This window comes from Sphingobacterium sp. JB170, from assembly GCF_900163865.1.
Taxonomy (GTDB): domain Bacteria; phylum Bacteroidota; class Bacteroidia; order Sphingobacteriales; family Sphingobacteriaceae; genus Sphingobacterium.
In genome coordinates, this window is the sequence record NZ_FUKU01000037.1 from 59,412 (window position 1) to 76,534 (window position 17,123).

General features: G+C 42.4%; 18 protein-coding genes. All 18 read right to left on the reverse strand.

Going from position 1 to position 17,123, the window contains the following annotated elements:
* Positions 1 to 16: 16 nt before the first annotated feature.
* The 18 genes from FM107_RS11220 to FM107_RS11310 all read right to left on the reverse strand — a co-directional run bounded on the left by FM107_RS11220 (position 17) and on the right by FM107_RS11310 (position 17,029).
* Positions 17 to 1,468 (reverse strand): NuoM family protein, encoded by a 1,452-nt coding sequence (locus FM107_RS11220; RefSeq protein ID WP_086948607.1) that lies wholly within the window; start codon positions 1,466 to 1,468, stop codon positions 17 to 19.
* Between the two features lie 71 nt (positions 1,469 to 1,539).
* Entirely contained in the window at positions 1,540 to 3,459 is a 1,920-nt protein-coding gene (nuoL, locus tag FM107_RS11225; RefSeq protein ID WP_086948608.1) for an NADH-quinone oxidoreductase subunit L, read from the reverse strand.
* A 28-nt stretch (positions 3,460 to 3,487) separates the two neighbouring features.
* A complete protein-coding gene (gene nuoK, locus FM107_RS11230) occupies positions 3,488 to 3,817 on the reverse strand; it encodes an NADH-quinone oxidoreductase subunit NuoK (RefSeq protein WP_086948609.1) in 330 nt (109 codons plus the stop codon).
* Positions 3,817 to 4,314, reverse strand: a complete 498-nt coding sequence (locus tag FM107_RS11235) for an NADH-quinone oxidoreductase subunit J (RefSeq protein ID WP_086948610.1) — start codon at positions 4,312 to 4,314, stop codon at positions 3,817 to 3,819. The genes nuoK and FM107_RS11235 overlap by 1 nt, the downstream gene beginning before the upstream one ends.
* 1 nt (position 4,315) lies before the next feature.
* Positions 4,316 to 4,840: an NADH-quinone oxidoreductase subunit I gene (locus FM107_RS11240; RefSeq protein WP_086948611.1), complete on the reverse strand. Its 525-nt coding sequence runs from the start codon at positions 4,838 to 4,840 to the stop codon at positions 4,316 to 4,318.
* A gap of 57 nt (positions 4,841 to 4,897) precedes the next feature.
* Positions 4,898 to 5,938: an NADH-quinone oxidoreductase subunit NuoH gene (nuoH, locus tag FM107_RS11245; protein WP_086948612.1), complete on the reverse strand. Its 1,041-nt coding sequence runs from the start codon at positions 5,936 to 5,938 to the stop codon at positions 4,898 to 4,900.
* Positions 5,939 to 5,950: 12 nt separating this feature from the next.
* Positions 5,951 to 6,964 (reverse strand): 2Fe-2S iron-sulfur cluster-binding protein, encoded by a 1,014-nt coding sequence (locus FM107_RS11250; protein ID WP_086948613.1) that lies wholly within the window; start codon positions 6,962 to 6,964, stop codon positions 5,951 to 5,953.
* Between the two features lie 37 nt (positions 6,965 to 7,001).
* Complete coding sequence (gene nuoF / locus FM107_RS11255) at positions 7,002 to 8,354, reverse strand: NADH-quinone oxidoreductase subunit NuoF (protein ID WP_086948614.1); 1,353 nt, start codon at positions 8,352 to 8,354, stop codon at positions 7,002 to 7,004.
* Between the two features lies 1 nt (position 8,355).
* Positions 8,356 to 8,880, reverse strand: coding sequence for an NAD(P)H-dependent oxidoreductase subunit E (gene nuoE / locus FM107_RS11260; protein ID WP_086948615.1), 525 nt, complete (start codon positions 8,878 to 8,880; stop codon positions 8,356 to 8,358).
* Positions 8,873 to 10,108 (reverse strand): NADH-quinone oxidoreductase subunit D, encoded by a 1,236-nt coding sequence (locus FM107_RS11265; RefSeq protein WP_086948616.1) that lies wholly within the window; start codon positions 10,106 to 10,108, stop codon positions 8,873 to 8,875. Before FM107_RS11265 ends, nuoE begins: the two co-directional genes overlap by 8 nt.
* 20 nt (positions 10,109 to 10,128) lie before the next feature.
* A complete protein-coding gene (locus FM107_RS11270; RefSeq protein WP_086948617.1) occupies positions 10,129 to 10,632 on the reverse strand; it encodes an NADH-quinone oxidoreductase subunit C in 504 nt (167 codons plus the stop codon).
* A complete protein-coding gene (locus FM107_RS11275) occupies positions 10,625 to 11,185 on the reverse strand; it encodes an NADH-quinone oxidoreductase subunit B (RefSeq protein WP_086948618.1) in 561 nt (186 codons plus the stop codon). The genes FM107_RS11270 and FM107_RS11275 overlap by 8 nt, the downstream gene beginning before the upstream one ends.
* Positions 11,186 to 11,363: 178 nt before the next feature.
* Positions 11,364 to 11,744, reverse strand: a complete 381-nt coding sequence (locus tag FM107_RS11280; RefSeq protein ID WP_086948650.1) for an NADH-quinone oxidoreductase subunit A — start codon at positions 11,742 to 11,744, stop codon at positions 11,364 to 11,366.
* Positions 11,745 to 11,847: 103 nt separating this feature from the next.
* The gene (locus tag FM107_RS11285) at positions 11,848 to 13,590 is read right to left on the reverse strand and encodes a hypothetical protein (RefSeq protein WP_086948619.1); all 1,743 of its coding nucleotides are present in this window, start codon (positions 13,588 to 13,590) and stop codon (positions 11,848 to 11,850) included.
* A 35-nt stretch (positions 13,591 to 13,625) separates the two neighbouring features.
* Complete coding sequence (locus tag FM107_RS11290; protein WP_086948620.1) at positions 13,626 to 14,573, reverse strand: PstS family phosphate ABC transporter substrate-binding protein; 948 nt, start codon at positions 14,571 to 14,573, stop codon at positions 13,626 to 13,628.
* A 339-nt stretch (positions 14,574 to 14,912) separates the two neighbouring features.
* Positions 14,913 to 15,782 (reverse strand): energy transducer TonB, encoded by an 870-nt coding sequence (locus FM107_RS11300; protein WP_086948622.1) that lies wholly within the window; start codon positions 15,780 to 15,782, stop codon positions 14,913 to 14,915.
* 19 nt (positions 15,783 to 15,801) lie between these two features.
* Positions 15,802 to 16,353: a biopolymer transporter ExbD gene (locus FM107_RS11305; RefSeq protein WP_086948623.1), complete on the reverse strand. Its 552-nt coding sequence runs from the start codon at positions 16,351 to 16,353 to the stop codon at positions 15,802 to 15,804.
* Positions 16,354 to 16,375: 22 nt separating this feature from the next.
* Positions 16,376 to 17,029 carry a biopolymer transporter ExbD gene (locus FM107_RS11310; RefSeq protein ID WP_086948624.1) on the reverse strand — a complete coding sequence of 218 codons (654 nt, stop codon included), beginning with the start codon at positions 17,027 to 17,029 and terminating at the stop codon, positions 16,376 to 16,378.
* Positions 17,030 to 17,123: the final 94 nt, after the last annotated feature.

Consider the following 17,123-nt stretch of genomic DNA (forward strand, 5'->3'; position numbering starts at 1 on the left):
TATTTTACAATCGCTTTTAAAATTTGATTTGATTCAATAAATTCACTACCGAGGCTTCCGAAAGCTCCAGTATCGCTCGCGGCCAAACGCCTAAAAATAGAACGAAAAAACCGATAACCAGAAGTACCACGAGTTCATACCCATGAACATCTTCAAAAGAGGATTGCTCTGCCCCCTCAGGCAGCGGACCGAGCATGGCTTTTTTATAAAACCTTAGCATATAAACCGCGCCAAAGATTAACGTTAAGCCCCCAAATACAGCATACCACACACCGTAATCGAAAATACCTTTTAATAAGAGAAACTCACCAATAAAGCCATTAGTAAGCGGTAAGCCAATTGCCCCCATAATAAGCAATAAGAATAGCCATGCTAGTCGTGGCGCTTTCGCCGCATAACCGCCCCAGTCAGCTATTAGCCGCGTACCTGTGCGGTCCTGGATTAAATCAATAATAAAGAACAGCCCGACAACACTCAGTCCGTGGTTTACCATCTGTATAATACTTCCTTGTAAGCCTTCTAAATTCCAAGAAAAAACGCCCGCGGTAATCAGCCCGAGGTGCGCAATGGAAGAATAGGCGATTAAACGCTTTGCATCTTTTTGCTTAAATGCGATTATTGAAGCGTACACAATGCCTATGACGCAAAGCACCATGACAATTTGACCATAAGCCATAACACCGAAAGGTGCGATAGGCATCAGCCAGCGTATTAAACCATAGACACCCATCTTCAACATGACACCCGCTAACAGCATCGTTCCTCCTGCCGGCGCATGCGTATAGGTATTAGGCTGCCAGGTATGAAAAGGAAATACCGGGATTTTTATTGCAAAAGCAATAAAGAAAGCCCAAAATAACCAGCGCTGGGTGCCCTCATCCAAGTCAAGTGATGCCAAAGCAGCCCACTCCAAACTTTTTTCAGCACTTTGGTTGTACAAAAACACGAGCGCCACAAGCATTAGCAAACTGCCAAAAAAGGTGTATACAAAAAACTTCAAATTGATGTTGATCCGGTCCCCGTCTCCCCATAACGCACAAATAAAATAAATCGGAATCAGCGCCGCCTCCCATCCGATATAGAAAGAGAAGGCATCCAGAGCGACAAACACAAGTAGTAAGCCAAACTGCATAAACGAGACCAGGGCATAAAAGCTCCCTTTAAAGCTCTTTCCAAAACTAGTCAGAACGATCAAAGGCATCAATCCGTTTGTTAAGAGCACAAGCGGGAGGCTAATGCCGTCAAGTCCTATATGAAAGCTTAACCCCAAAGAAGCAATCCAAAGGAACTGCTGTTCAAATTGTATACTAGCGTCGGGGATAAATTGATATAGAAAAGGTAGGGTTAAACCGAATTCCAAAAGTGCTATCAGCAAAGCTAACATTTTTGCTGTCTTGGCATCCTTTGCAAAAGATAAGACGAGAGCACCTATAACGGGTAATAGCAATAATATAAATAGGTTGTCCATTAGAAAGTTAAAGTTTTAAAGATCCCTGTCTGTGAATGTGTGTTGATCAGATTTTTCATTTTGAATGCCTATTAAATACTATAAACGCCATAAAGCAAAATCACAATCACGCTAATTACCATCATCATCAAATAAAATCCTACTTGACCATTTTGCAGTTGACGAAGCCCCTTTCCTGTTGTCACAAAAAATTGCCCTATTCCATTTACAAAACCATCAATCGCAAGCTTATCCACGTATCGGTAGAAAACAATCGAGAGTCTGTTCAACGGTTTGTCAATAATAGCGCGATAGAATTCGTCAAAATAAAATTTATTGTATGAAAGGCGATAAAGTCCGCCGACTTGTTTTCCATCTTCTAAAGGAATACCTCGTTTAGTGACATACGTACTGTAGGCATACACCGCCATCGCTATTGCGCCAAGTGATGAAGTTGCCATTAAAATGTATTCCGTGCTATGGTTCAGTGCCAGTGGCGTCGTGTGCGCACTCGAGGCGTCGATAACAGGCGCTAGAAATGCAGCTAACCAATGATGGCCACCAAGCGCTTCGGGGACGTTGATGAATCCGCCAACAATAGATAAAAAAGCCAATATGATAAGCGGTAAGCTCATCTGCCACGGCGATTCATGCAACTGCTCCTTCTGTTCCTGGGTTCCTCTAAAGCTTCCGAAGAATGTTAGGTAGAGTAAACGAAACATATAAAAGGCTGTAAAAAGAGCTGTTAATAACCCAACTCCCCAAACCAACGGGTTATAAGCAAAAGCATGTGCTAATATTTCATCTTTGGAAAAAAATCCGGCCAGTGGTGGAATTCCACTTATTGCAATGGTTCCAATCAGCATTGTAGCAAATGTAACGGGCAAAGCTTTGCGCAATCCGCCCATTTTGCGCATATCTTGTTCATCGTGCATCGCATGAATCACCGATCCAGCGCCAAGAAACAATAGCGCCTTAAAAAATGCGTGCGTAAGCACGTGGAAAAAAGCCCCGGTGAACGCACCGATCCCGAGGCCTAGAAACATGTATCCCAGTTGGGACACTGTAGAATATGCCAGTACTTTCTTTATATCGTTTTGCGTTAGGGCAATAAATGCCGCTACAAACGCTGTTACCAGTCCAATTATAGCCATTATATCCATCGTTGTCGGCGCGAGTACAAACAGAATATTCGAGCGAACAATCATATAGACCCCTGCGGTGACCATCGTCGCCGCATGTATTAATGCGGAAACCGGCGTAGGGCCAGCCATCGCGTCGGGCAACCAAGTGAATAACGGAACCTGCGCAGATTTCCCCGTGGCAGCAACAAACAGCAGCAGCGTAATTATAAGTAGTGTACTGCTCCCTACAGGCAAACCTGCCGCTTGTTCAAATACAATAGCGTATTCCAAACTTCCGAACGTTTCTAAAATAAAATACAATGCGATTAAAAAGCCCAGGTCACCGATCCGATTCATCACGAAAGCCTTTTTAGCGGCCGCGACGTAAGAATTATTTTTAAACCAAAATCCGATCAACAGATAAGAACACAGACCTACGCCCTCCCACCCGATAAACATAACCAGGTAATTGGATCCCAGCACCAGTATAGTCATAAAGAATATAAAAAGGTTCAAGTAGGCAAAAAACTTACCAAAACCCTCATCATTAGCCATATAACTACATGAATACAGATGGATCAAAAAGCCCACCCCGGTAATGATCAATAACATCAATGCGCTTAACGGGTCAACTAAAAAAGAAAGTGCTACCTGTAGCTTCCCAACGGAAAACCAGTCAAATAGGTGGACGACGATCGATGCATTCTGTTCTGCCGAGCGCAAATTTAACACCTCCAGGTATACATTAATACTCAACAGGAAAGCGACTAAAACAACACCGCTTCCCACGAGTGCGTGAACCGATTTAGGGACGTGACCGCGCGTTAATCCATTAAAAATAAAACCTAAAAAAGGTATTAAGGGTATCAGCCAAATTAATTCCGACATACTATTCTCTTTCTATATAACTAATAAATTACCAACGCAGCTTGCTAAGCGATTCCACATCAACAGATTTGTTGTTCCGGTATACCATAATTATTATTGCAAGCCCGACGGCGACCTCTGCGGCAGCGAGAGCCATAACAAAGAAGACAAACACCTGCCCGCTCGCGTCGCCACGAAACGCCGAAAAGGCCGCTAAAAGTAGGTTTACAGAATTTAACATTAATTCGATCGACATCATAATTATAATCACATTACGTCGAATAAGCACACCAGTAACGCCGATAGCGAATATGATGCTACAAAATATAATGTAATGATCGAGTGGAATTCCCTGAATTTGTGTTACAATATCTTCCATTACGCTTTTCTATCCTCTTTTTTTGCTAATAAAACTGCCCCGATCATCGCCGTCAACAACAATATTGACGAGATTTCAAAAGGAAGTAAAAATTCATTAAATAATACCTTTCCAAGGTTCTTCACAAGCCCGACATCAGCATCGCCCTGCACGATAATATTCGAGGGCTCTATTACACGAAATGCGCCGAGTAATGTTGCGATCAAACACATACCGGCAACCGCCCCCATGATCTTTACCAGATTCGATTTCATTGGTTCGGTTTCCGCATTCAGATTTAAAAGCATCAAAACAAATAGGAACAGCACCATGATAGCTCCCATATAAACAATGAAATTGACGACAGCCAAGAACTGTGCATTTAATAAAATGTAGTGGATCGATAAGGTGAAGAATGTGATTACAAGGTATAGGACACTATGGACGGGATTCTTGGTGAAAATCGTCATTAAAGCGAAAAAGATAGATAAAAATGCAACAAGGTAAAAAACAGACATGTTAAATTGATTTTTCTTGAGTTAACATTTTGATATCAAATTTGGGCTCCACCAATTTATCCTTTCCATAAATAAAATCTTTACGTAAATAATCCGCCGTTACGTGTGGACCATCCAAATAGATTGCTTCTTTGGGGCAGGCCTCCTCGCATAATCCGCAAAAAATACAACGCAACATATTAATCTCATATACCGACGCATACTTTTCCTCGCGGTATAGGTGCGATTCGTCCTTAGTACGCTCTGCTGCGGTCATCGTTATCGCCTCTGCCGGACATGATAGTGCACATAATCCACAAGCCGTACACCGCTCGCGACCTTCTTCATCTCTTTTTAGCGAATGCTGCCCCCGAAAATTCTTCGAATACGGTCTCCGCTCTTCGGGGTACTTCACCGTTGGGATCTTCATAAAAAAGTGCCGTAAGGTTATACGCAAACCTTTGAAGATGGCTGGCAGGTAAATCCGCTCCCAAAAATTCATTGGTTTCTGCTCTATTACTTTCTTTCTATTTGATAATGACTGCATAGTTAAATCTTTTACCTCTATTCCCAAGTCTACTGGTTATTCCAAGTGTCCAAACGATTAGCTGAAATACAAATCTTTCACGACCGTGATCACGCCGGTTAGCACAATGTTCGCAATGGCCAGCGGAATTAACATTTTCCATCCTAAATTCATCAGTTGATCGTACCGAAACCGGGGCAAAGTCCAACGGATCCACATGAAGAAGAAAATAAATCCAAATATCTTAACGAAGAATACCAGTACACCAATAATTGTAATCCAGTTCTCCGACAGGCCTAGCTCATGCATAAATGGGAAATTATATCCACCGAAATATAAAGCTGCCATCAGGGCCGAAGAAACAAACATATTGATGTATTCGGAAAACATGTAAAGACCCAATTTCATGGATGAATATTCAGTATGGTAACCGCCCACAAGCTCCGTTTCACATTCCGGCAAGTCAAAAGGCACCCGATTACATTCTGCAAATGAACAAGTAATAAATATCAAGAAGCCTAATGGTTGAACCCAAATATTCCAATTGACAAATCCAGACTGCTGCGCGACAATTTCACTCATAGAAAGCGTGCCCGAGACCATCAGTAGTGCAATAATGGAAAGCCCCATGGCAATTTCGTAACTAATACTCTGCGAGGCCGCGCGAATGGCTCCCATCAATGAAAATTTATTATTCGATGCCCAGCCACCAATCATAATGCCATATACCCCCAAAGCAACCACACCAAAAATGTACAATATTCCCACGTTAATATCAGCCACTTGCAGGCTAACAACTCGGTCACCAATGGTCAAATTGCCTCCCCAAGGGATGACTGCCGAACTGATACACGCGGTAATAATCGCCAGTGTGGGGCCAATGACGAATAAAGACTTGTGCGCACCGGCGGGTATAATCTCTTCTTTGAAAAAGAATTTCCCTCCATCGCAAAGCGGTTGTAAAATGCCGGCAAAACCGGCACGATCGGGACCGTGCCTATCTTGCATAAAGCCAGCAATTTTCCGCTCGGCTAGGGTAGAATACATCGCTATGACGAGGGAAACCGTGAAAACGATAACGACCAATATTAATTTCTCTAAAATAAAAGCTGATTCCATATATTCTCGTGCTTATTTCAATCGTTCAGTTCTAGCTAATTGTTCTTCATTCGCCGCTTGCAGCTCGCTACTGTTTTTAATAACGGGCGGTGGGTTGAAGTTCAGGTAGTGGTTAGCCGTAATTACGGATTCATTGTCGACTTTCGTTGGGGCTTCCAAGATCCAATCTTGTGTCCTCTTTGTATCGAAACGACAAGTATTACAAATAAATTCATCGACCTCATTATATTCATCTTTACGGCCCGTAACACGAAGTACATCGTCCCCTTTATACCATAAAGTTACGTTACCCGAGCAGGTCGGACAATCGCGGTGTGCATCAACGGGTTTAGTAAACCATACTCTATTTTTAAAGCGAAAAGTCTTATCGGTGAGCGCACCCACCGGACAAACATCGATCACATTTCCGATAAAGTCGTTGTCTAAAGCTGCCTCGATAAACGTGGCGATCTCCGAATAATCTCCTCGGCTCAACACCCCGTGCTCTCGCTTCGTCGTCAGCTGGTCAGCGACATACACGCAGCGATAACATAAAATACAGCGGTTCATATGAAGCTGAATCTTATCGCCAATATCTACACGCTCGAATGTCCGCCGCTCAAACGCAAAACGCGTTTGCTCGGTACCGTGCTCGTAGCTCAGATCCTGCAACTTACATTCGCCGGCTTGATCACAAACAGGACAATCCAACGGGTGGTTGATCAACAGCATCTCCACAACACCTTTACGCGCCTCTAGTACTTCATCCGAGGTAATATTCGACACCTCCATTCCATCCATCACGGTGGTGCGACAAGAAGCAACCAATTTGGGCATTGGACGAGGATCTTTCTCGGAGCCTTTCGAGACTTTCACAAGACAAGTACGACACTTGCCCCCGCTACCCTCCAACTTAGAATAATAACACATCGCAGGCGGAACTATATCCCCACCAATTAGACGCGCTGCATTCAATATCGTGGTGCCCGGTGCTACCTCTACGGGTATCCCGTCTATCGTTACTTTAAATTTTCCTTCTTCTGCCATTTTACTTCGTAAAAAATTAAAAAAAAGCGACTTCTTTTTAGGAAACCGGAACTAATGGATCCGCATAATGTGCCAAGCCAAAGTTTCTATTTTGCGATTCCTCAGGATTCAAAATATGCCATTCGAATTCGTCCCTAAAATGACGTATAGCACTTGCCACGGGCCATGCTGAAGCGTCGCCAAGTGGACAGATCGTATTCCCATCAATATTTTTCTGTATGTCCCAAAGCAAATTTATATCGGCCATATTCGCCCCACCGTACTCAATCCTTTGTAGTAATTTCTCCATCCAACCGGTTCCTTCACGGCAAGGGGAGCATTGTCCACAGCTCTCGTGATGGTAAAAACGCGTAAAGTTCAACGTATTTCGTACGATACACTGATCTTCATCATAAACGATAAACCCGCCCGACCCCATCGAAGATCCTGTGACAAAGCCACCATCTGCAAGCGATTCATAGGTCATTAAACGCAATTCTCCTTTGGCTGTTTTAAGCGCAAGATTAGCGGGTAAAACAGGCACCGATGATCCGCCTGCAACGAGAGCTTTAAGTCGCTTACCACCTGCTATCCCGCCGCAATATTCCTCCGAATAGATAAACTCTTCTACCGATACCCCCAATTCGATTTCATATACCCCAGGACGGTTAATGTTACCTGAGGCGGAAATTAATTTTGTTCCGGTACTACGGTCAATCCCGATCTTCGCGTATTCTTCACCGCCATCGTTAATGATCGGCACTGTCGCGGCAATTGATTCCACATTATTGACGACCGTAGGGCAGCCGTAAAGACCGGATACTGCTGGAAAAGGAGGCTTAATTCGCGGATTTCCCCGTTTACCTTCCAATGACTCAAGTAACGCGGTCTCTTCACCACAAATATAGGCCCCGCCTCCGGGTTGAATATAGATTTCTAAATCGTATCCCGAGTTCAATATATTCTTCCCCAAAAAGCCCGCTGCCTTCGCCTCGGCAATTGCTTTTTCGAGAATTCGAATTTGCGGCATCATCTCTCCGCGCACATATATATATGAAACTTCCGCTCCCAGCGCGTAGCTCGAAACAATCATACCTTCGATAAGAGCATGCGGGATCTTGGTCATCAAAAAACGATCTTTGAATGTTCCTGGCTCCGACTCATCACCATTACAAACAAGGTAGCGCGGAACCCCTTCGGGTTTAGCTAGAAATCCCCACTTCATACCTGTTGGAAAACCAGCACCACCGCGTCCACGCAGCCCGGATTTCTTCACCTCTTCGACGACGTCCTCAGGGGACATTGTTTTCAAGGCTTTTTCTACCGAACGATACCCCCCTTTTTGACGATATATGTCGAAAGATTCTATTCCCGGTACATCAATATGTGTTAATAATAACTTACGTGTCATATTAGTTCGTTTGTGCTTTTTGCTTCAAATCGGCAATCAACTGATCAACACTCTCTTTTGTCAGCCCCTCATGGAAGGTGTACTTCGGACCAATTTGCAATACCGGGCCGAAACCGCAAGCGGCAATACATTCAACCCCTCGCCAGGAGAACATCCCATCTGGAGTTACTTCGCCCTCCTTGACGCCCAAGCGCATTTCGATATGCGCCATAATTTCTTCGGCACCGACTAAACAACACGGGCCCGTCCGACATACCTCCAAAACATACTTCCCTTTTGGTTGTAAGAAGAACATGGTATAAAATGTCGCTACTTCAAATACTTCTATCGGTTGAATAGCTAAAAATTCAGCGACTTTTGCCATCGCATCCGCACTCAACCAGCCGTATTCCGCTTGTACCAAATGTAAAATTGGCAATAAAGCGGACTTATGCTTCCCTTCGGGATAACGTGTCTTTATTTCAGCAAACTGATCGAACATTTCTGCCGAAAATTCAACAATCATATTTTCTTGAACACTAAGCATCTAATTCTCCTGCAATTACGTTTAAACTACTCATATTGATTATCGCATCTGAGAGCAACATACCGCTACTCATTGGCGCGAACATTTGATAATTGATAAATGATGGGCGTCGGAAATGTAAGCGGTAAGGAGATCGTCCTCCATCGTGAATCATATAGAATCCCAACTCACCGTTTCCACCCTCTACTGCAAAATAGACCTCGTCCTTTGGCGCTTCCCACTCGCCCATTACAATCTTAAAATGATAAATAAGCGCCTCCATATTTGTATAGACTTGCTCCTTAGGTGGCAGGTAGAATTCGGGCACATCAGCATGGAATACCCCAGCCGGCTCACCCGCTATTTTCTCTAACGCCTGCTCAATGATGCGAAGCGACTGCCACATCTCGGCGTTACGGACCATAAAACGGTCATATACATCCCCCTTCGTACCTACAGGAACTTCGAAATCAAAGTCTTCATACGAGCAGTAAGGGGATACCGCACGCACATCATAATCCACGCCGGTTGCCCTTAAAATAGGCCCGGACCAACTATAGCTCAATGCTTCCTCTGGGGTAACGGCGGCCACACCGGATGTACGTTCTATAAAAATTCTATTTCGTACAAATAAATTCTCAAATTCTTCTAAAACAGGAGGGAAACGTTTTAAAAACTCATGGATCTTGGCAAACGCAATATCATTAAAGTCGCGTTCAAAACCGCCGATCCTCCCAATATTAGTCGTTAGACGCGCCCCACATATCTCCTCAAAAATCTCATAGATAAACTCCCGCTCCTGCATCACGTATAAAAACCCAGAAAATGCGCCCGTATCGACACCAAGAATTCCATTACAAATGATATGATCGGCAATCCGTGCAAGCTCCATTACAATCACGCGCATATATTGTACGCGCTTTGGAATTTCAATCTCCAAAAGCTTCTCCACGGTCATGTGCCAGCCCATATTATTAATCGGCGAAGAGCAATAGTTCAGGCGATCTGTAAGAGGCGTAATTTGATAAAAAGGGCGATGCTCCGCAATTTTTTCAAATGCTCGGTGAATATACCCAATGGTAGAAATTCCACTTACGATACGCTCACCATCAATCTGCAATACATTTTGGAATACACCGTGTGTAGCCGGATGTGTAGGCCCCAAATTGAGTGTTATCAGCTCGTCTTGCGGGTCATTGTCGTAAAAGGAGGGTGCATTAGGTGCTATTTTGGTGATCGGTTTTGTCATTTTTCGTATCCTTTTTTTGTTTAGCGACCAAAATAAAAATCTTTCTTATCGACTCGGTTTGGGTCTTCGAGTGGATATTCCTTGCGCATCGGAAACACGTCAAGGTCATCCATATTCAATATACGCCTTAAATCAGGGTGCCCCTGAAAGTCAATCCCAAAGAAATCGTATGTCTCGCGTTCCATCCAGTTCGCTCCCTTCCACAACGTTGTCGCCGTAGGGATGGAAGGAGGCTCGCCACCAACGAACACTTTAATCCGAATCCGAATATTTTGGACAAGGTTATGTAAATGATAAACGATACAGAATGGATCTTCCAATTCCGGATAATGCACCGCGGTGATGTCCGTCAAATAGCTAAACGATAGCTCGTCGTCTTCTTTAAGAAACCTTAATAGGTCGATGATCCGCTCTTTAGCGGTACCAACCGAGAGTAAACCGAACGACTCACCTAGGATTTTCACATCCGTCCCAAAATTCCGCTGTAGACGATCTGTTATATATTGATTATCAAAATTACCCATTTTCAATCTCCGCTAGAATACCGTAACTTTCCAATAACGCTCTGTATTCAGGTGTGTTCCGCCTGTTCAAAGACTCACTCTTAACAATATCTTGCAATCTTAGAACGCCATCTAAAATCGCTTCAGGCCGCGGAGGACACCCCGGAACATACACATCCACTGGAATGATCTCATCGATACCTTGTAACACCGAATAGGTGTCAAATATGCCTCCGCTAGAAGCACATGCACCTACGGCAATAACCCAACGGGGTTCCGCCATTTGAACGTATACTTGCTTGAGTACGGGCGCCATCTTCTTCGCTATGGTCCCCATTACCAGAAGCATATCTGCCTGGCGCGGGGAAAAACTTGGACGTTCTGCTCCAAAACGAGCTAAATCATACGTTGATCCCATTGTCGCCATAAATTCAATTCCACAACACGACGTCGCAAATGGTAAGGGCCATAATGAATTTGCTCTCGCCAACCCTATTGCTTTATCTAATGATGTTGCAAAAAATCCTGCTCCCTCTACTCCTGGAGGCGCCTCAGCCAATGTCACTTTACTCATGACTATCGATTTTTGGTTTATATTAATACTAATGATGGGGGTGGATAGGTTTATACAACTTGGATAGGCGTGGTCACGCCGTTACCAACGTTAGGCGTCAAATAGAATCCTTCCTAAGGGTTGCAAAAATATAATATAGCTTGCAGTTGAACAAACGACAAGTCTTATTACTTCGACCTTAATTCCAATCCAGCGCTTTCTTCTTGATGACGTAAACCAGTCCGGCTAGTAACAAAGCCATAAAAATGAACATCTCAACGAGACCTTCCACGCCAAATTCGCGAAAATTAACCGCCCACGGATACATAAATATCACCTCCACATCAAATATCACGAACAGAATTGCTACTAAAAAGTACTTTATAGAAAACGGTTGTCTCGCGTTACCAACAACCTCGACGCCCGATTCAAAAGACGACAATTTATTCGCAGTGCGAACTTTGGGGCCAATTAAGTGAGTTCCTACTATTGTTAAAACGCCAAAACCAACGGCAACACCTAATTGTATTAAAATCGGTATATAATCTACTGGAGTGCTACTTAGGTTTACGCTTTCCATAATCATTCGTTTATTATCTGTTCTCAATAACAAATATATAACTTTTTCCCAATAAAAAAGGGACTGCGAGCAGTCCCTTCCATATTTAAATGTTATTTTTTTGTTAAAGTTGTTCTACGAATTGCGTGGCAATTTCGTCCGTCGGTCTAACTTTTAAAGTTTCTTCGAAATACGTCTTCGCTTTCGCGTTATCTCCTTTAAAGTAATGGTAATAACCTATGTAGTTATTCGCATCAGCGATATAAGAAACAGTAGTTTCATCCGTTTTACCAGAAGCCTTAATCGTTTCCAACAATTTAGTAAAAGAATCTAAATACAATCCCTTTACATTCTCCGGATCATACATCACATTGTCTAAAGCTAATTCGGATAAACCTTTCCAATAAAGTGAATTGATCAGATACTTATCAATTACATCTTGTTTGGTAGCCGCAGTTACGTTACCAAATGCAATAACAGCTTCGTCTAAAAATGGTTTCCCCTCGCTCAACTTCTGCTGACCTAACTCCGGAGTAATCTCATCTTCTGGCCCCGGAGATACAATTTTAGATCCTTTACTATACTGCCCCAAACCTAAATAATAGTTTGCATCGTAGTAGTATTCAGACTCTGGATCTGCCGCAGGGATACGGAATATTTTAATTGCTTCATCAACCTCGCCATCTTGATATTTTGCGAATGCTGTCTCGGCAATCTCTGTTTCTAGATTATCATCTTCTTCTTGTAACTCAACCGCTTTTTTCAATAACTCTGGCGCTTTAACCGAATCACCAGCACTTAAGTTCGCTAAACCTGCATACAGGTAATCGCGTGGAATTAAACGATCTTCTTCAACTTTAGAGAATAAAGCATTCATGTGTTCAGCCGCCTTAGCGTAATCCTTGTCTTGATTATACGCGATATAACCTAAATAACGGAACACTTTAGCGTCCACATCAGGCGCTTGTGCTAGCTCTTCTGCAACGGTTTTCAACTCCTCATAGTTACCCGAGTAAACTAAAAAATCAGCATAACGAGTTTTTGCTTCGATCGAGCTATCACCCGTTAAGCTAAGATATTTCTTGTATGCCTCAACTCCCTTCAGGTTTATCTCGCGATATTGATCTTCTGGTGCCTTCAACGAAGACAAGTAATACGTTTCCGCTAACTCACGATATAGTGGTGCATACTCGGGATTTTCGCCTATAAGTGCATTTAACTGCTCAAGAACTACATCATACGCCTGCGCACGACGGGAAATTACCGCTTGTCCAATTTTTGGTGCAAGTAATTCCGGATCCATGTATTCCGCATCACGGTAATTTACATAAGCTTGGCTACTCTCACCCATACCTGCATACGCGTCGCCTAGCGCAACGAAGATCGCTGGATCTTTTTCATTCTTTGCTTTTGCTTGCGTTAAATACTCAATCGATTTTGTATAGTTTGGTTTCGGTGCATCATTATATGCTTCACCAATATACAATAATGGTAGATAATCTCTTCTACCGAGTTGTGATACGGCTGTCGAGAATTTAGTTTCAGCAGCTGTCGAATCACCTTTCAATAAATCAACAATACCTAAACCCACTGTATTCAAAGACTCTTTAGGATCATTCGTTAAACCCTGATTAAAGACAATTGCAGCAGAATCTACTTTATCATTAACCAAATGAACTTTCCCTAAGTAAAAAAAGTTCTCACCTTTTTTCGCCTTCTTTTCAGTCAACTTCACTAAGATGTCTTTCGCTTTATCAAACTGCTCTTCAGCTAAAGCTTCTTTTGCATCTTTCAGGCTTTGCGCACTAACCGTACCCAACGTCGCGCCAGCCATTAATAGACTTAAAAATAATTTGCTGTTTGTCATAATTTATTCGTGTTCTACTTTTTGTTTCTATTTAATTAAATTTCATCCCTTATAATTATTTCTCGTCCCGGCATGGTCGCTGGTACAATGCCCGAACGCAATACTATCCGCTGTCCTCGATCACCTGTTACAAAGCCCGAGAAGCTAATACCTAATCCTAGATTAGGTTGATAATTTAAGATATAAAATGTACGTTGCAATGGATATTGCCCTGCGGCAATGGTTGATTGACTTGGAAAATAAAATTTATTATCCGCATGCTCACCCAGCGTATTTTGCACGCTCAAGATACGAATATTATTTTTATTTGAAAAAGAACTAATTAAATCTCGGAACTCTAAAAAGCCTAAAACACCTATTTTATTTGGGTTCTCAGCAACCATCGACAAAACATCGACACTTGTACCAACCGCTTCAATGAAATTCGAAGCCACTTTCTCAATCTTCCCTAAATCTTGCAAATGTCTAAAACTACTCGAGTTCAGATTATCAAAAACAACCTTTTTATTCCCAACGTTCACGCCCTTTAATAAATTAACTAGCGATTCAATATTAACGCTCGTATCGGCGGAATTAGTATTTCCGATAATAACTATTCCGTCCTTCCATATCGGAAACACGCGGGGTGTAATAGACCGGCTTTTAAAATAACTCGATTCCTGTTCATTCAACTCACGAGCCAGGATCGCGACACTTGCATTTCCAGAAATTAGCTCTTTGACCGCTAATAATTCGGGTTTCGCTATAAAATTAATCTTTGAATTGGGAAACGCCGAATGAAAAACTTCAGCCTGCTCCTGAATTAACGGAAGTATCGACCCGTCAACCGCCACAGACAAGCTATCGACAAGTGTACCCCCTTTGGGTGCTTTCTCCGCGACGAGCTTATCTGAACCCGCAGAATGCTCCTTATCCGACGACTTACAGCCCATCACTGATAAACCGAGCGTGATACAAATAAATATGGAAAAGATAATTTTCATATTGTTAGAAGTTACTCGTTAAAAACTCAAGTCATACCCATACCTTAGAATGAACAAATGTTCAAATAGTTTAATCGAGCAACAGACTATCTTTCTCTGTTGTTCAAAAAATTATTTTGCCATAGGCGTGCAAAACGCATAAATGAATAGGCAATCAACAGTATTCCAAAAAACGTTCTATATGTAGGGTCAATTTCGAGCGGGAACTTATCCCAAAAAATAATGAGTGTGCCCAGAATAAAATAAAACGCGAACATCGCTAGCCCTAAAATAGACAGAAATCGCTGGGTTGGCGATTTCTGTCTAAATTTATTTGGGCCTTTACCTAAGCCACTCATTTTACTGCTGTAAGTTTAACGAAATCGGCAGTGTGTACGCTACACGTACAGGACGACCATTCTGAATGCCCGGCTTCCACTTCTTCGCCCTTTTCAAGACGTTGATTGCAGCTTGACCAGTACCGTAAGAAAGATCTTTCACGACTTTGATGTCGGTTAATGACCCATCTCGTTCAACAACGAAGGATACAACAACTTGCCCCTTTACGCCAGCATCAATTGCTCCCGATGGGTAGGTATAGTTTTCACCAACCCACTTACGGAAAGCATTCAACCCGCCCATTGGCATTGGTTGCACTTCCACAGCGCTAAAAATCTTATCGGGATCTCCGTCAGGATCTCCTGTCGCGCTACCTGTAATTTGACCCTCTACTTTTTTCGGACCAAACTCACCAGTAGGCACACCCGCTGCACCTTTTGTACCTTTAAGGGTAATACGTGCAGGAGTTTTGTTTTCTTTCTTAATTTCCTCTTGGGAAACGACCTCTTCTTTCACTTCATTTTGAGGCACCACTTTCGGCTCTGGGAAACGCACTAGATCTTCTGCTGGTGGTTCTTGAGCAATACGTTGTGGTGGCTCTTCGATAGGAAGAGGTTCTTCTTCTTCGGGCTCCGGCGGTAATTCCAAGTCTTCCAAAGTCACCTCCGTAATAACTGGAGCTTCTTCAACTGGTTTATCTGGAAAGAGTTTAATATTAAACACTTTTGGAGCACTCAAAACAAAAACAACTATGACCATTGCAAATAGTGCAATATTGGTTGCCTTTGGCGAAAACTTACGTAAATCGTAGGCACCATATTCTTTATTTCTATTTGCAAATACGACATCTAGCCATTCTGATTTGAAGATATCTAATTTAGAACCAAACATATGTTATTTTGTTATGCGATTAGTCGTTAAACAGACCTTCGCTTTTTAATACTTCTATTTCGTCATCGTTGATTTGCGAAATCATATAGCGTTTAACATCAACAATCTTCATCTCATCTAAAATATCGACAAGGTTTCTATGAATTGATTTCTCACTAGGTCTGATTACGACAATCAAATCCTTCCCACCCGCTCTAGCTGGAACCTCTTTTTGCATTTTAAGCAACACCTCGCGTATACCATCATTACCATACTCAACCGTAGCTGGTGGATAAATCGGGTTCGCCAATTGGCCATAATACCAAGAGATTTTGTTATCTGAGCCTAATAAGAGCGTGATTGAACGATTATCTGCAATTTCCAGATTATCATTTTTATCAATCTTGTTCTTATCTGGCATCGCAACATCCATTGCTTGTGGTTTATTCAACGACGTGGTTAACATGAAGAAGGTGATTAACAAAAAGGCCAAATCTACCATGGCTGTCAAGTCGACTTTACCGCCGGCTTTCTTGGCTCTTACTTTGCCACCTTTATTTCCTTTTCCACTATCTTGATTTAATTCTGCCATTATACTTTTATAATTAGTTCGATTATTCCTTAGCTCTTAATCCTGTGACAAAACTAAATTTGTTTTGTTTCTGATTACGTAAAGTCTCAATAATCAAATGGATTGTTGGATACTTTTCCTCTGCGGCCGCTTTAATTGCAACCTTCATTGGTCCTGGATCCTCAAACCCCTTATCGCCCTCGCGTGAACGGTTATACTCAACTGTCGCTTTACGCGCTTCTTGTACCCAAGAATACAACTCGTTCGTAACAGTCTCTGTACTATCCACTGGTATACCTGATTGAATTTCCGGCTTTTTTTGTTGATCTTCTGGTAAGGATAACAATTGACGCAAATTTTTCACTGGAACACCGAACTCTTCGAGCCTTCTGAATTTCTCATACTCCTCTGCAGAAAACGCAACACCATACTTCTGTGAAATATTTTTCAAAGTAAGTTCCCGAACCTCTGGGTTTTTTACAGCGAAAAATATTTTACCCTCAGCGACCGAAATAATACCTAGACCATCGTCAGGTAATTGATCCGGCGTACTCGAGGATGGCGTATCTACCACCAGAACTTCTGGTTGGCGTGCTGTTGCTGTTAATACGAAGAATGTAAGAAGCAAGAACGAAACGTCACACATCGCCGTCATGTCGATATTGGTGCTGGTTCTTTTTACTTTTGCTTTTCCCATTTTAATTTACTTCTTTAATTAACAATCTTATTCCTTTATCTAATGATGATTTCTTTCTACCAATTCCATAAAAGAATTTAAAAAAGAATCATTT

What these genes read in the sequence shown, in the direction of transcription:
- FM107_RS11280 (WP_086948650.1), bottom strand. Translation starts at nt 11,744, where the DNA reads ATGGAAAGCGTAAACCTAAGTAGCACTCCAGTAGATTATATACCGATT.
- FM107_RS11240 (WP_086948611.1), bottom strand. Translation starts at nt 4,840, where the DNA reads ATGCAGTCATTATCAAATAGAAAGAAAGTAATAGAGCAGAAACCAATG.
- FM107_RS11235 (WP_086948610.1), bottom strand. Translation starts at nt 4,314, where the DNA reads ATGTCTGTTTTTTACCTTGTTGCATTTTTATCTATCTTTTTCGCTTTA.
- nuoE (WP_086948615.1), bottom strand. Translation starts at nt 8,880, where the DNA reads ATGCTTAGTGTTCAAGAAAATATGATTGTTGAATTTTCGGCAGAAATG.
- FM107_RS11305 (WP_086948623.1), bottom strand. Translation starts at nt 16,353, where the DNA reads ATGGCAGAATTAAATCAAGATAGTGGAAAAGGAAATAAAGGTGGCAAA.
- FM107_RS11285 (WP_086948619.1), bottom strand. Translation starts at nt 13,590, where the DNA reads ATGACAAACAGCAAATTATTTTTAAGTCTATTAATGGCTGGCGCGACG.
- FM107_RS11310 (WP_086948624.1), bottom strand. Translation starts at nt 17,029, where the DNA reads ATGGGAAAAGCAAAAGTAAAAAGAACCAGCACCAATATCGACATGACG.
- nuoL (WP_086948608.1), bottom strand. Translation starts at nt 3,459, where the DNA reads ATGTCGGAATTAATTTGGCTGATACCCTTAATACCTTTTTTAGGTTTT.
- FM107_RS11265 (WP_086948616.1), bottom strand. Translation starts at nt 10,108, where the DNA reads ATGACAAAACCGATCACCAAAATAGCACCTAATGCACCCTCCTTTTAC.
- FM107_RS11270 (WP_086948617.1), bottom strand. Translation starts at nt 10,632, where the DNA reads ATGGGTAATTTTGATAATCAATATATAACAGATCGTCTACAGCGGAAT.
- nuoH (WP_086948612.1), bottom strand. Translation starts at nt 5,938, where the DNA reads ATGGAATCAGCTTTTATTTTAGAGAAATTAATATTGGTCGTTATCGTT.
- FM107_RS11250 (WP_086948613.1), bottom strand. Translation starts at nt 6,964, where the DNA reads ATGGCAGAAGAAGGAAAATTTAAAGTAACGATAGACGGGATACCCGTA.
- nuoK (WP_086948609.1), bottom strand. Translation starts at nt 3,817, where the DNA reads ATGGAAGATATTGTAACACAAATTCAGGGAATTCCACTCGATCATTAC.
- FM107_RS11220 (WP_086948607.1), bottom strand. Translation starts at nt 1,468, where the DNA reads ATGGACAACCTATTTATATTATTGCTATTACCCGTTATAGGTGCTCTC.
- FM107_RS11300 (WP_086948622.1), bottom strand. Translation starts at nt 15,782, where the DNA reads ATGTTTGGTTCTAAATTAGATATCTTCAAATCAGAATGGCTAGATGTC.
- nuoF (WP_086948614.1), bottom strand. Translation starts at nt 8,354, where the DNA reads ATGACACGTAAGTTATTATTAACACATATTGATGTACCGGGAATAGAA.
- FM107_RS11290 (WP_086948620.1), bottom strand. Translation starts at nt 14,573, where the DNA reads ATGAAAATTATCTTTTCCATATTTATTTGTATCACGCTCGGTTTATCA.
- FM107_RS11275 (WP_086948618.1), bottom strand. Translation starts at nt 11,185, where the DNA reads ATGAGTAAAGTGACATTGGCTGAGGCGCCTCCAGGAGTAGAGGGAGCA.